The following is a 13,167-nucleotide window of genomic DNA, read 5'->3' as shown; positions in this document are numbered from 1 at the left end:
TAGTATTGAAATTGTTCTCAGAAACGGGTATTCATGACCCTACTTTAGGGGTCAAAATCCCTGCGTGCGCAGACATCCTGCCATTCTGCCACGAAATTACCATTAAAAACCAAAAGATTTAAGAGTAGAAAGACTGGCATTTGCGGCCTCCGGAGATCGTACTTCAAGGACAGGCTCCACCTTTCTCTGCTTCAGGATGCCCAGTACATTCTTCCAGTCAATACTCCCGCTTCCCACCGGAGAATGGCTGTCCTCTGCTGCATTGTTATCATGGATATGGCAGTGCGCAAACGGGAGACAAAGGAATGAATCAAGAGCCCCGGACATAAATGCATGCCCGACGTCCAGACAGATGTTGCAGTCATCAAAATACGGGTAGTCATCAGGGGTGCAGAAAAAAAAGTAGGGCCATTTTGGCATATTTTCAATAAAGATTGTGACACCGTTCTCATCAGCCCTGGTCAGGACATCATCAAGTGAAAGACGGAGGGCCTGAAGTGATGATACCCGGCCTCCAATCCATGCAGAATACCCAGGATGGATGACAACATTTGCATTCAGTTCACCTGCGATTGTCAGGGCTTCTGAGATTACCTCAACACTCGCGAGGCGAATCGGTTCAAGGGTACTTGCAATATTCACTCCCCGTGACGGAGCATGAATTGAATACCGGAAGGAAAACTGATCGGGAACCTCTGCAGACCGGCAGTAATGAGGGCCATCATCCATAATCTCTACAAAATCAGTCATTCCCGAAAGAGTTTCCAATGCCTCTTCAAGCGGCCGGTCGTGCAGACATGAGGTCGATATACCCATCATAGTGGAGTATTGTGAACCATTTATACTAAACTCATTCCCTCAGAACGGCGGTAAACAAAAACCTTCTTTATACTACACCAGTACACATTGCTCAATGGAATCTGGGTATTCAGGTAAGAGATAACGCCTTTATGCATATAAAGAATATATATGCATATCACCGATTCGGAGAGGGACAATGCCGGGCAAAGAAGGAACACCCCAGACCACCACTGCTGTAATTCTACACACCATACTCCCACAGGTAATACAGAACACTGATCACCTGATTATTTTCTGTACAGATGATACCGGAGAAATATTCCTGTGGAACCGGGCAGCAGAGATTTTAACCGGTTATTCTCATGCTGAGGTCCCCGATATGGCTACTCTGCTCAGGGTAGCGTATCCTGACAGCACGTATCGTGAAATAATTGCCTCTGTCAGAGATACATTCAGGAAAAAAAGTACTAAATCCGTTCATTATGAAACAAAAATTAAAACAAAAAATAAACAGATCCGCTATATCTCCTGGACAATTGAGCGAATTCCTGAAACCGTTCTGTCCCCGCAACTGTATGTAACTACCGGAACAGACGTAACCCACGCCCGGCAAAGCGAAAGCGATGCACTTCTTCTGAGTGAAATCGTCAATTCATCACACGATGCAATTGTTGGTATAAGCCCGGATGGGTCAATTCTGACATGGAACCGTGCCGCAGAGGAGATATTCGGATACGAGGCTACAGAAAGTATTGGAGAACCGTTTTCCCGTCATATCCCGGATGAGAAGAAGGATTTCTTTGCATCCATTCTCATGAATGTTACATCAGGGCAGGATTTCAGAGGGAATATCGCATGCCTTTCAAAGGCACAAAAAATGATTACCACCTCTATTACATTTTCACCAATATCCGGTGAGGAGGGCGCAGTTGAGGGCATCTCTGCAATCATCAGGGATATGACACAGGAGCTGTCAATGCAACAGACAATGAGGGGCTATATATCTGAAGCAACAATGCGCCTGAACCATCCTGCAGAACTGGTAGAAGGGAATATCACATCCCTGATTGAACGCATCAGAGAGGGAGATTTTGACGATGAAGATATTCTCATTGAACTGCAGGTGCAGCAGAAAGCACTCTCACAAATAAATCATAATCTCAGGGAACTCTCACAGGCGATAATCGGCCACTTCAAAGACACAGAAGAAGTGATATTACCAGATACCATTCAGTAAAGGAGCAGAGATAGTTGGTGATTAATCCCGGGGATCTGACATCAGAGCAGATAATACTTGTTCAGTCCGAGGCCCATCTCCTTAAAAAAGTGAATACAGATGTTGTACAGCGTATTACCGCAGATGGATTCCATGTGATTATGATCACCTCAAACCAGCCATCCATGATTCTCTCAAAGATGTATGCCCGTGCTGATATTAACCCTGAGAAGGTCTATTTTATCGACACCATAACGAATTATGCGTTGGGGAAAGACGAACAGGACACAAAGGATACACTCTTTATCAGTAACCCGGGCGATCTCACCGAAATTGGAATTGCACTTACAAAAGCGCTGAACAAATTTGAGAATGAAGATGTGTGCATTGTGCTTGACTCAATCAGCACCATGCTCATCTATGTATCATCAGCGAAAATATCAAAATTTCTTCATTATCTCACAAACAAAATCCGGCTGTCTGATATCCATGGTGTACTCTTTGCAGCAAAAAACGGGCTTGACCCGGGGTTTATGATACAGCTGACCACATTTGTGGATGAAATTATTGAAGAATAGGGATTACTCCCGCATATGCACATCCATCTGCGGGAACGGTATTTCGATTCCCTCCTCAGCAAACCTGCGTTCAATCTCAAAATTAATGTGATCTTTAATTTCCCATGACATATTGAACTTTTTTGCCCAGAGAACCATCATAAAATCCAGACTTGACGCCCCGAATTCCAGGAAATATACCGTGGGAACAGGATCCATCAGGATATACGGGGTACTCACTGCCGCATCATGGCAGATTTCAAGGAGGATCTCTTTTACCCGGTGTATATCACTCCCGTACGCAACAGAAACAGGAATCTTCACCTTCAGTTTGACATCCGGCATTGCATAATTGGTGACAACACTGTTCGCGATTTTTGAATTCGGAATGGTCAGCAACTGGTAATCAAGGGTCTTGATTCTCGTGCTTCTCGGCCCTACACTCTCCACATCCCCAAGGTACCCGTCAATCTTTATCCGGTCACCGATGGCAAAGGGTTTGTCAACGACAATGAGTGCACCGCCGAAGAAATTGGATATCAGATCCTGTGCCGCAAGAGCAACGGCCAGTCCGAAGACCCCTCCTGCGGCAATGAGCGGAGTAATATCAATATTCAGATATGAAAGGACGATGAGAATCGCGATAAACCAGATGATGTACCGGGCAGCAATTTCAAGAATGTCCATAATTTTATCGTCAAGTTCACTCTCTGTTTTGGCAGAAAGCCACTGACCATATAATTTTATGAAGTTCTCAACAAATATCGAGACAACCCAGGCACCCAGAAGTATGTACACCGAATTCAGAAATTTGCCTTCGACAATCCATGTATACCCCTCAGGGATGGTGATATATCCCATCGCAAGGAAAAATGAAAAAAAGAGTATTCCCGCAATAATTGGTTTTCCAAACGACATGACAAGGATATCATCAAACCGGGATTCGGTTAGATCAGCCCTCTGCCGGAGCCATTTAAACACCCGGGCAATGGTATAGGCTGCAATTATCCCAATAAAAATGATTCCCGCCGCAATCCATATCTCAGACATATGAGATAGTCTTTTTTGCAGGCAACTATAAAAATAATGATTAATATGGCAGATGGATCAGATATTCTCAAGGCTCTCAAAGAAGAGATCGACAAACCCTATACATTCATGCACATCTGCGGTACGCATGAGGCGGCAATTGCGCATGCAGGACTGCGAAGTATTCTGCCGGCTGGACTGAAGATTGTCATGGGGCCCGGATGCCCGGTGTGCATCACCCCTCAGGGTGAGATTGATGCCGCTATTGAACTGGCGGAAAAAGACTGTATCATTGCAACCTATGGGGACCTGATACGGGTGCCCGGCACAAAAGGCGCCCTTGAAGAATACGGGAAAGATGTCCGTGTTGTGCAGGGTGTCCATAAGGCTGTTGAAATAGCAGAGAAGACTGACCGGGAGGTTGTTTTTATCTCTGTCGGATTTGAGACGACTGCACCCACTGTCGCTGCCACGATTCTGCAGGAGCCACCGGAAAATTTCAGCATTCTCAGCTGTCACCGGTTCGTTCCGCCTGCAATGAAGTACCTCCTCGAACAGGGTGAGGCAAACCTGCACGGCTTCATGCTGCCCGGCCATGTCTGTGTGGTTGCCGGATACGAGGAGTATGAACAGTTTCCGGTGCCGCAGGTTGTCGCCGGATTTGAACCGGAGGATATTCTGCTCGGTCTTCTGATGCTTGTCAAACAGGTCAAAGAGGGCAGGGCAGAGGTTGAAAATGCATACCCGCGTGCAGTCTCCCGCGAAGGCAACCCAAAAGCGATGAGAATGATGTATGAAGTCTTTGAGCCCTGCGATGTGGAGTGGCGGGGATTCCCGGTTATTCCGGGTTCCGGTCTCAGGCTGAAGGATAAATATGCCATTTATGATGCCCAGAAGAAATTCGGCATCGAGATCAAACATGTTGAGAAACATTCGGCATGCATCTGTGACCGGGTGCTGCGCGGTGTGGCAGACCCTACCGACTGCAAACTCTTCGGAAAAGCCTGCACACCCCGCAAACCCGTCGGACCGTGCATGGTCAGCCATGAAGGCGCCTGCAAGATCTGGGCGCTCTATAACCAGAAAAAATACTAAAACCACTGTTTTTCCCCTCACAGAGGGAAATCCCTTAATATCATTGAGATGAATATTATGAGGCAGGTCCCGGTAGGGTAGTGGATATCCTGGAAGCCTCCGGAGCTTTCGACCCGGGTTCAAGTCCCGGCCGGGGCGTAATAAGGGAATGTTGAATTCCCTTTTTGTTTTCTATCATTTTCATCCCGGAGAAATTCTTTATTATTGTCAGTGCTGTTTTGTTGATACCGAGACATTCAGGTCATGGCAGGTGCCTGATTTTCGATGCCGGATTTCAGATTGTTTACCGGGCAAAAATCCCGGACCATCTGCCCACCCAATAATTATTTCAATCCCCATACCGAATACCGCCCTGAAGGTATATGGCAAACCCTCCTGCACAAAATCACCTCAAAGATACTCACAGCCCCTATCTCCTCCAGCACGCCGAAAACCCGGTTGTATGGTATCCCTGGTGCGAAGAGGCATTTTCCCGTGCACACACGGAGAATAAACCAATTTTTCTCTCCATTGGCTATTCGTCCTGCCACTGGTGCCATGTCATGGCCCATGAATCCTTTGAAGACACCGATGTTGCTGCCATACTGAACCGTTCATTTATCAGCATCAAGGTTGATCGGGAAGAACGGCCGGATATCGACGCAGTCTATATGGCATTTGCCCGGGCACTGACCGGAACGGGTGGCTGGCCGCTTTCGATTGTCATGACACCAGACAGGGAACCCTTTTTTGCAGCCACCTATATCCCGAAAACCGGAAGGTTCGGACGAAAGGGCCTTATCGACATCCTCGGGGAGATCGTAACCCTCTGGCAGAAGAATAATACCGGAGTACGCGATTCAGCCGGAAAGCTCAGGGCTGCGATGGAAAAACAGGCAGCCCATCCACCTGAAGGAACATTCGGAGGGGATGCAGTGCATACCGCATTCAGGGAGCTTTCCGGTTCATTTGATGAAGAATACGGCGGGTTTGGGACCACACCAAAATTCCCGTCTCCCCATACCATTGTATTCCTGCTGAAATACTGGAAATTCAGTGGAAACACGGATGCACGCAGAATGGCAGAGAAGACCCTCGATGCCATGATCACAGGAGGCATCTGTGACCATATCGGCGGTGGGTTCCACCGCTACTCAGTCACCCGTGACTGGCGAACGCCTCACTTTGAAAAGATGCTCTATGACCAGGCGATGATGCTGTATGCCTATACTGAGGGGTGGCGTGCCACGGAGAATAACGTCTATAAACGGGTCGCAGAAGACACCGCAGAGTATCTCATCACCAGAATGCAGGCTGAAGAGGGAGGATTTTTTTCTGCTGAAGATGCAGACAGTGACACCGTAGAAGGAGGTACCTATCTCTGGACATATGAAGAACTCCGGGAAGCGGCAGAGGAGTATACAGAAGAAGTCCTCTCGGTATTTGACATCAGTGAAAAAGAGAATCCAATAGAAGATATACACACCTTCCCCCGCGGCAGGCAGACACTGGCATTTGCATCACGGGATGCAGCCAACCTTTGGTACACCTCTGAAAACCGGACGGGTATCAGAAACAACCTTCTGAAGGTGCGGAGCCGCCGTCCACTCCCGTTCCGCGATGACAAGATACTCACCGACTGGAATGGGCTGTGCATCGGTGCGCTGGCCTATGCAGGTACATCACTGGGCCATCCGGAGTACATCCGGGCAGCAGAAAAGGCTGCTGGGACATTGCCGTACACGGAGGCAGGGAAACCAAAAGAACTGCTCCACAGCAGGTTTCAGGGGGTTTCATCCGGTGCAGCACTACTGGATGATTATGCATTTGTGCTCTGGGGCTATCTCATGCTCTACGAGGCAACCTTCGATGCAGTCTGGCTGGAGTGTGCACAAAATCTGACCGGGGTGCTGTCCGGACAATTCAAAAATACACACGGAGGATATTACATGACAGCAACCGGGGCAGAGACGCCGCTCATAAGGCAGAAGACTGCATATGACGGTGCGATGCCGTCCGGCAATTCCATGCTGGCCGTATCACTGGTCCTTTTTGCCCGCATAACAGCAGAGACAGCAAATGAGGAGGACGCAATCGGGATTCTGGGTGCTTTTACACCTGAAATTATGCGTGCACCGTCAGGGTACTGCCACCTCCTCTCTGCCTACCTGCATATGAACTCCGGTGAGGAATGCGTCATTGTCCCCGGACAGGAGGGAACAGCATCCCTTCTGCAGGCGCTTACCCACGGATATCAGCCGTTCAGGACCATTACCATAGCAGACAAAAGCTCTGCTATTACCGCAACCGCACCCTTCACCCGGACCATGAAGCAGAGAGAAAATAAAACAACCCTCTACATCTGCAGGGAAGGAACCTGTTCTGTGCCGTTCACCGATGTTGATGATATTGAGGATTATCCGCTCTCAGACCCGTTTTCCCCCTGCAGGGCTGCTCCAGAGCACTGACCGGCAGGTACAGTGATTTCCCAGATGGCATATCGCAAGGGTGGAAAAGGTGGCTTTCTCCGGCAGCACGGGAAGGTTTTCTATCCCTGCTGCGTCACCATTTCCCAGAGTAATATGCGGAGAGTAACGCTCGAATCCTGCTTTTTCCGCAAAATCCGGCACATAGCCAAGCGTAAACGAAGTCAGCTCCTCATTCTCCTCGCGGACAAATGATGCAGGAGTGCATTTTTCTTTTGATAAGGCAGCAAGCTGCGCCATAACACTGCGGTGAAGGACGAAGAGAGGGTCCTCTTTTGCAAGATTAATGCCGGACACAGCGTCACCGGATTCAGTGACAACCGTTACCGGCCCTTCAATTCCAATCTCCATGGGTAAAAGCCTGTTTGCCAGCTGTTCCAGAGGGACATTCAGTTGTGACAGACTACGCCCCGGGATGCATCCCATTGCAAGGGATACATGGGGAATCTGTTCGGCAATATCCAGCCGTATTGCATCATCCCCGGTCTTTTCAATGAGCATTCGGTTGATCTGTATAGCAGCTTCCATCACCTCAGGAGGGGGGAGGAGCACAATATCTACAGCATAATTCCGAAACAGTCCACCTGCAGCCATGACAGAGTATATGTACTGAGTTATTCAAGATACTTCTCAAACCGATCTGATGAAGCACCACATATCGGGCAGGCCTCCGGGGGGCTCGTACGTGCACAGAGATAGCCACATACCCGGCACCGGTATACCGGAAACGGGAGAGCACTCCCTCCTGTCAGGAGAGATGGTTTTGAAGTCTCAGCATCTTCAGGTTCACATTTTCCGGAAGGTGGCCGCCGGTCGGGGATAGAGGGAACAGGTGTTGTTCCCGCAGCCACATCCTTTGATACATACAGGGCACAGTAACAGGTGCCATAATCGATGAGATCCTGGTCCCGGTAATCACACGGACAGATAATATCGAGGTTGTCTTCACGTGGCCCTATACAGAGACGGCAGGGACAGGCAGCAAACCCATAGCGGTCTTCATTGATTAAAATGCCATGCACCAGCTCCTTGGCAAAGTCCTCATCAGGATTCAGGTGATACCCTGACGGTTCAGCCTGCTGTTTTATCCCGAGATACTTCCGTTCAATATCAAATCGCGTGATCATGCATTCAGCCCCAGTGCAGCGGCAATCTCATCCAGCCGGTCTCCGACAATGACCGTTTCTTTTTCTCCGATGACGATCGTCGGGAACGAACCCCGTGGGTTATAGGTCTTCACACGATCATACACCGCGGTAAACGTCTCCCCACTGAGAAGATCCACATCAACAAAGTCATACGCAATCCCTTTCTCTTCGAGAAAGGACTTTGTTCTCCTGCAGTGTCCGCATGTACTGAGAGAAAAGAGTGTGACAGGGATGGAGCCATCACCATCGACATGAGTGAATTCCATTAAAAGGCACCAAATCCTCACTTGAAGCTGATGCTATATATAAATACCCTTGTATGGAAGATTAAAAAAAGAACGGAGAATCATCGGCCGCCGGCACCGCCGCCACCGAATCCGCCGCCGCCCCCAAATCCACCACCGCCACCGCCGGAGGACGAGGGAGGGGTATAGCGGGCGACCGGAATAAATCCGATATACATCATATGGAAATGCGGCATGCCGGTCTCCCGGATATCAATAGAGAGAGATTCCATTGCTGCTTCCACTTTGTCACCCACCCCAAGGGCAGTGCCATAGACCAGCCACTCCCCCCACATGGAGATATCTGCTGGCGAATACCGCTGTATCATAGCAGAATCTGAAAGGAATGCACGGAAACCATCCCACTTCAGTTTCTCTGCATAATAGTCCTCCTTCCACCGCCCAAAGAGTGTCGTCGGGAATGCGGCCGCAATACCTCCCTGCACTACCATCACAATCCCCAGTATTGCAGCGGGTACGGAAAGTGAAGATGTAGCAGGCGATATAAAGAAGAGGAAGAACGAGAAGAGGCAGATCCCAAGACCAGCAGCAAAGAGCGGTACTATCCGCCCGCGTCCCTCTTCCAGATACCGTTCAGCAAGAGAAGTGTCCACCTCCGAGGTCAGTGCAGACAGTGAAGCATTCAGGGCAGCGATATTTGCCCCTCCGGACTCTGCTGCTACAGCAAAGGAACGGGTGTCAAGCACTCCCCCTGTCCCTGCATTTGACACGAAGTTTATCACCCGCTGTTCATAGACGTCATCTGAGACAGTCTTCAGGACCTCGATATTCACTCCGGAAGCATCATCATGCTCGGTCACACGGAGTATGCCCCGGCGGTGAAGATCCAGAATCGTCGCATAATATCCGTTCTCATCAAAGTCCACTGCATCTCCTTTGAAGATCAGGTTTACCTGCCAGGGTAAAAGAGAGGGGTCGGGAACAAAACTGATGTGTTCCGGAACAACCGCCTGCTTCTCCTGCCCGTGCCGCAGAAAGACTGCAATGAGAAATACCGGGGCTGCCACCACACCAATTCTTCCCAGAAGAAGCATCAGTGATGAAAGCAGTACGGGAATACTGTAGAAGAGTGCGGCAGCCTCCGTCTGCTGACGAACACCATCGGTCTTCACCGGAAACCCGTCAATGACATCCAGATATGCAGGGTCAAGAAGCATCTCGACTTCAATCAGCGCGTCCTCGCCTGCGGTTCCGGTGATATGATACTGCCGATCCACCATCACCGTCTCAAATGAGGCGGGACGGACCCAGATATCTTTGACATACTCACCAGGAATCGTGATATCGACCGAGCGGTAGGGAATATGCGCGGATGCAAGTTTCAGGTTAAAGTGGGCATCCTCGTCATCATACTGCAGAGGAGGATGAAGCCGGACGGTGTACTGAGCCTGATATTGCCCTGCAGGCAACCGTGTTTCACGGAATATCCCGACCTCGTTGTATTCTGCGAGTGATTCAATCAGAGAACGCTCTGCCTCCGCCCCTGTACCGGTGACAATGGAATTGCCCCTCCAGTCAATGGCATACCCGACCATGTCTGCAGGTCCCTCCACATCAACAAATTCAATATACGGTGACTGCTTCTGTTCGAATGCAAGGGTATCATCCCATGTCCGAAAGAGCATCCGGTAGGTACCCGAAGATGCCACATCATAGACATAGGTCTCGGTCAGGGTGCCGTCATTTTCCAGCACTGCGGTATAGGTATCTGCAACAAGGTCAGGCTCAAAGGAGAGGCCTGTTCCAAACGAAAAAAATATGGAGATACCTGCAAGAAGCAGGCAGACAACGACAATAACCCCGAGCTGATTTGTCTCTTTCACAAATCTCATTCCTTTCTAGAATGCGATCTTCGGGGCCTGTTCAATCTCTTCTTCAAATTTGAGGTACTCAAGTTTTGAGAAGTGGGCCACAGATGCAATAATGTTTGACGGAATCGTGTCGCACATCGTGTTGTACTGTTCAGAGATATTATTGTAGGTATAGCGCTGGCGGCCAATCTCATCTTCGATACTCCTGATTGAGGCCGTCAGTTCAGAGACTACCGAGGCGGTCTTCAGATCAGGATAGTTCTCAACCACCGCAAAGAGGCGGCCAAGTATCGAGCGGGACTGCGCCTCAATTTCATTGAGGTCACCGGGACCTGCATTCCCGACACCGGAGCGCATCTGCGTCACTTTCTCAAGGGTCTCTTTCTCAAATGATGCATAACTCTGCACTGCACCAAGGAGCTGGTTTATCATATCCAGCCGTTTCTTCATCGCAACACGAATTTGCCCCAGTGTTGCTTCTGACGAGTTCTTCAGGCTCTGGAACCGGTTATAGATGCCGACAAACCAGAGAACCAGTGCAATGAGAACAACAACCAGTATTCCGCCAATTATCCATCCAGTCATATTATCACGTGATAGGGAAAGATGTGCGGGCAGGCAATTTAAACTCTGCCTCTGTTAAAATATATTACCGTTTTTTCATGGATTCCCTGCGAAGTATCTCATCCTTTGCCTGCGCAACACTGTCTCTCACCGTCTCTGATTCATCACGGGAGAGACGGCGCAGGAACGGGAGGATACGCACATCACCCAGCCGGCCAAGTGCCCAGACTGCCTTGAACCTGACCCGCCAGTCTTCATCGTCCAGCAGTGCAATCAGGGGTTCAATGGCCCGGCTGTCATTCATCCGTCCGAGAGAATGGGCGGCCCCCCATCGCAGGGACGGGTTGTCAGAAGTCAGGTTTCCGACGAAATAGGCAAACATCTCTTCTCTCTTCTCATCCCTGCTCTTCATACAATCCTGAATGCATGCCCTGTTGCTTCAAACCTCCGGCAAAGACCTGAGACCAAACCATATAAAGAGGTTCAACCGATAAGGAGATGAGAGGGAGCAGTATGAAGTATTACAATCCTGAGACCGAGACAATGAAGAGGGACGGACTTGACGCCCTCATTGATGAACGGGTCAGGTACACGGTCCGTTATGCTGCAGACAATTCACCATTTTATCAGAAATGGTTCGTAAATAATCATATCGACCCGAATGCGATACGCGAACATGAGGATCTGCTTGAACTGCCGGTAATCAGCGGCAAAACCATCCGTACCCACCAGCCGCCGGTCACCGATCAATTCTGTTTTAAAAGTGCACCATGGGACGATATTTACACCATTCACGAAACCAGCGGCACGTCCGGGACACCCAAGGCCTTCTTTTTAATGTGGGACGACTGGCAGCGGTATGCGGAGAAATATGCACGCGCCTTTGTGTCACAAGGGTTTGGCCCGGGTGACCGGGTTGCCGTCTGCGCCAGTTACGGGATGAACGTGGGTGCAAATACGATGACACTTGCGGCCCACAAGGTCGGGTTTACGGTCATTCCCGAGGGAAAATGCACATTCCCCGTCCGGGTCATTCAGAGCTATCACCCGACCGCAATCGTCGGGAGTGTCTTCAAGCTTCTTCGCCTCGCGCACCGGATGGAGGCAGAGGGAATTGATCCCAAAGATTCAGGAATACAGAAACTCATCGTGGGCGGGGAGAGTTTTGCAGAGGAGGCACGGAGATACCTGGACGAAGTCTGGGGCATCCCATCATACAATACCTATGGAAGTACAGAAGGTACGATGTGCGGCGAGTGTACGGTCAGAAACGGTCTCCATGTGCCCGAAGATCTGGTGCACATGGACATCTATGATCCAAAACTCAGTGACTTTGTGCCCGATGGGAAGAGCGGGAGAATCGTGCTGACAACCCTCCTTCCGGAAGGAGCAAAGAGTGGGAATCTGCTCATCAACTACGACACCGAGGATGTAACCGAGGTAATCACACGGGAACCATGTCCCTGCGGACGGACCCATATGCGGGTCAAAAACCCGGTTCGTGAGGCAGAAACCATCCATATAAAAGACATCCCCATAAACCGGGTGGATATTGAAGAAGGGGTATTCCAGCGTGAGAATATGGAGTATCTCTCCGGCGAATATGAGGCATTTGTCTACAGCGATGAGGACAGCGGCACCGTTGCGATGCGGGTTAGCCTGGAATGCGACAATCCAGACGCCTGTGACAGACATCTGGTTGAAGAGAACTTTCTCTCAGCACTCTTTGAAAAAAACCCATCGCTCAGCCACATCTATACCGACGGAACACTGGAGATCATCTTTAATTATTCACCAAACGGTGATCTTGAACACTATCGTCTGAAAGGACGCCCGAAACGCCTTGTAGACAGAAGGAACTAAAATAGGTTCTTCAGTTATTCGTATAGGTACACATATCCACTATTATTCATTTTTTCTCCTCTCCAATCTCACCATTTTGTGGCAGTATATGCACATACCGTGGAACAGAACGGATGCCTGTCATTCATCACGTGATGGTTGCAGAACAGCGGGGAGAAGAGACAGGATGCTCCTCTGCCGTACTCATACGGGCATGAACAGGTATTGAAATACAGGGAGCTTCACGACAACGATTCATCCCGAAGAAGAGTAACCATAGTATCCCGACGCAACATGAAAAGCGCGGAGTCATAAAAATGGGTAAAAGAGGAGA

At 49.5% G+C, this 13,167-nt stretch carries 13 protein-coding genes and 1 tRNA gene; 6 read left to right on the top strand and 8 right to left on the bottom strand.

Annotated elements, in window-relative coordinates:
* Positions 1-102: 102 nt before the first annotated feature.
* A complete protein-coding gene (locus L1S32_RS03020) occupies positions 103-750 on the bottom strand; it encodes a sugar phosphate isomerase/epimerase family protein (protein ID WP_278156016.1) in 648 nt (215 codons plus the stop codon).
* Positions 751-997: 247 nt separating this feature from the next.
* On the opposite strand from L1S32_RS03020, the gene L1S32_RS03015 reads away from it, so the two are divergent.
* Together L1S32_RS03015 and L1S32_RS03010 are read left to right on the top strand one after the other, a co-directional pair.
* Complete coding sequence (locus L1S32_RS03015) at positions 998-2,038, top strand: PAS domain-containing protein (protein WP_278156014.1); 1,041 nt, start codon at positions 998-1,000, stop codon at positions 2,036-2,038.
* Positions 2,039-2,052: 14 nt separating this feature from the next.
* On the top strand, positions 2,053-2,595 hold the full coding sequence (locus L1S32_RS03010) for a hypothetical protein (RefSeq protein ID WP_278156013.1): 543 nt from the start codon (positions 2,053-2,055) through the stop codon (positions 2,593-2,595).
* A 3-nt stretch (positions 2,596-2,598) separates the two neighbouring features.
* Here the strand turns inward: L1S32_RS03010 and L1S32_RS03005 are convergent, their stop codons facing one another.
* Positions 2,599-3,624 (bottom strand): mechanosensitive ion channel family protein, encoded by a 1,026-nt coding sequence (locus tag L1S32_RS03005; RefSeq protein WP_278156012.1) that lies wholly within the window; start codon positions 3,622-3,624, stop codon positions 2,599-2,601.
* A gap of 45 nt (positions 3,625-3,669) precedes the next feature.
* Between L1S32_RS03005 and hypD the strand changes: the two genes are divergently transcribed.
* The 3 genes from hypD to L1S32_RS02990 all read left to right on the top strand — a co-directional run bounded on the left by hypD (position 3,670) and on the right by L1S32_RS02990 (position 7,145).
* Complete coding sequence (hypD, locus tag L1S32_RS03000; RefSeq protein ID WP_278156010.1) at positions 3,670-4,698, top strand: hydrogenase formation protein HypD; 1,029 nt, start codon at positions 3,670-3,672, stop codon at positions 4,696-4,698.
* Positions 4,699-4,764: 66 nt separating this feature from the next.
* A tRNA-Arg gene (locus L1S32_RS02995) sits at positions 4,765-4,836 on the top strand.
* A 224-nt stretch (positions 4,837-5,060) separates the two neighbouring features.
* On the top strand, positions 5,061-7,145 hold the full coding sequence (locus tag L1S32_RS02990) for a thioredoxin domain-containing protein (RefSeq protein WP_278156008.1): 2,085 nt from the start codon (positions 5,061-5,063) through the stop codon (positions 7,143-7,145).
* Here the strand turns inward: L1S32_RS02990 and L1S32_RS02985 are convergent.
* The 6 genes from L1S32_RS02985 to L1S32_RS02960 form a co-directional block, all read right to left on the bottom strand.
* A complete protein-coding gene (locus tag L1S32_RS02985) occupies positions 7,104-7,757 on the bottom strand; it encodes a hypothetical protein (RefSeq protein ID WP_278156006.1) in 654 nt (217 codons plus the stop codon). The genes L1S32_RS02990 and L1S32_RS02985 overlap by 42 nt on opposite strands.
* A gap of 20 nt (positions 7,758-7,777) precedes the next feature.
* Positions 7,778-8,290 (bottom strand): ferredoxin-thioredoxin reductase catalytic domain-containing protein, encoded by a 513-nt coding sequence (locus L1S32_RS02980; RefSeq protein WP_278156004.1) that lies wholly within the window; start codon positions 8,288-8,290, stop codon positions 7,778-7,780.
* Positions 8,287-8,577, bottom strand: coding sequence for a glutaredoxin family protein (locus L1S32_RS02975; RefSeq protein WP_278156003.1), 291 nt, complete (start codon positions 8,575-8,577; stop codon positions 8,287-8,289). The genes L1S32_RS02980 and L1S32_RS02975 overlap by 4 nt, the downstream gene beginning before the upstream one ends.
* 80 nt (positions 8,578-8,657) lie before the next feature.
* On the bottom strand, positions 8,658-10,448 hold the full coding sequence (locus L1S32_RS02970) for a DUF2207 domain-containing protein (protein WP_278156002.1): 1,791 nt from the start codon (positions 10,446-10,448) through the stop codon (positions 8,658-8,660).
* A gap of 6 nt (positions 10,449-10,454) precedes the next feature.
* Positions 10,455-11,012: a LemA family protein gene (locus L1S32_RS02965; protein ID WP_278156001.1), complete on the bottom strand. Its 558-nt coding sequence runs from the start codon at positions 11,010-11,012 to the stop codon at positions 10,455-10,457.
* A gap of 64 nt (positions 11,013-11,076) precedes the next feature.
* Entirely contained in the window at positions 11,077-11,403 is a 327-nt protein-coding gene (locus L1S32_RS02960) for a HEAT repeat domain-containing protein (RefSeq protein WP_278156000.1), read from the bottom strand.
* A 101-nt stretch (positions 11,404-11,504) separates the two neighbouring features.
* On the opposite strand from L1S32_RS02960, the gene ftsA reads away from it, so the two are divergent.
* Positions 11,505-12,854 (top strand): coenzyme F390 synthetase, encoded by a 1,350-nt coding sequence (gene ftsA / locus L1S32_RS02955; RefSeq protein ID WP_278155998.1) that lies wholly within the window; start codon positions 11,505-11,507, stop codon positions 12,852-12,854.
* The last annotated feature ends 313 nt before the right edge of the window (positions 12,855-13,167 follow it).

Origin of the sequence: Methanogenium sp. S4BF (assembly GCF_029633965.1) — an archaeon.
Taxonomy (GTDB): domain Archaea; phylum Halobacteriota; class Methanomicrobia; order Methanomicrobiales; family Methanomicrobiaceae; genus Methanogenium.
Note: the sequence above shows the minus strand (reverse complement) of the source record. Positions and strands in the feature narration are given on the sequence as shown.

Bases quoted from the DNA above. Each gene is read 5' to 3' on its own strand.
- L1S32_RS03020 (WP_278156016.1), bottom strand. From the start codon at position 750: ATGACTGATTTTGTAGAGATTATGGATGATGGCCCTCATTACTGCCGG.
- L1S32_RS03015 (WP_278156014.1), top strand. From the start codon at position 998: ATGCCGGGCAAAGAAGGAACACCCCAGACCACCACTGCTGTAATTCTA.
- L1S32_RS03005 (WP_278156012.1), bottom strand. From the start codon at position 3,624: ATGTCTGAGATATGGATTGCGGCGGGAATCATTTTTATTGGGATAATT.
- hypD (WP_278156010.1), top strand. From the start codon at position 3,670: ATGGCAGATGGATCAGATATTCTCAAGGCTCTCAAAGAAGAGATCGAC.
- L1S32_RS02990 (WP_278156008.1), top strand. From the start codon at position 5,061: ATGGCAAACCCTCCTGCACAAAATCACCTCAAAGATACTCACAGCCCC.
- L1S32_RS02985 (WP_278156006.1), bottom strand. From the start codon at position 7,757: ATGGCTGCAGGTGGACTGTTTCGGAATTATGCTGTAGATATTGTGCTC.
- L1S32_RS02980 (WP_278156004.1), bottom strand. From the start codon at position 8,290: ATGATCACGCGATTTGATATTGAACGGAAGTATCTCGGGATAAAACAG.
- L1S32_RS02975 (WP_278156003.1), bottom strand. From the start codon at position 8,577: ATGGAATTCACTCATGTCGATGGTGATGGCTCCATCCCTGTCACACTC.
- L1S32_RS02970 (WP_278156002.1), bottom strand. From the start codon at position 10,448: ATGAGATTTGTGAAAGAGACAAATCAGCTCGGGGTTATTGTCGTTGTC.
- L1S32_RS02965 (WP_278156001.1), bottom strand. From the start codon at position 11,012: ATGACTGGATGGATAATTGGCGGAATACTGGTTGTTGTTCTCATTGCA.
- L1S32_RS02960 (WP_278156000.1), bottom strand. From the start codon at position 11,403: ATGAAGAGCAGGGATGAGAAGAGAGAAGAGATGTTTGCCTATTTCGTC.
- ftsA (WP_278155998.1), top strand. From the start codon at position 11,505: ATGAAGTATTACAATCCTGAGACCGAGACAATGAAGAGGGACGGACTT.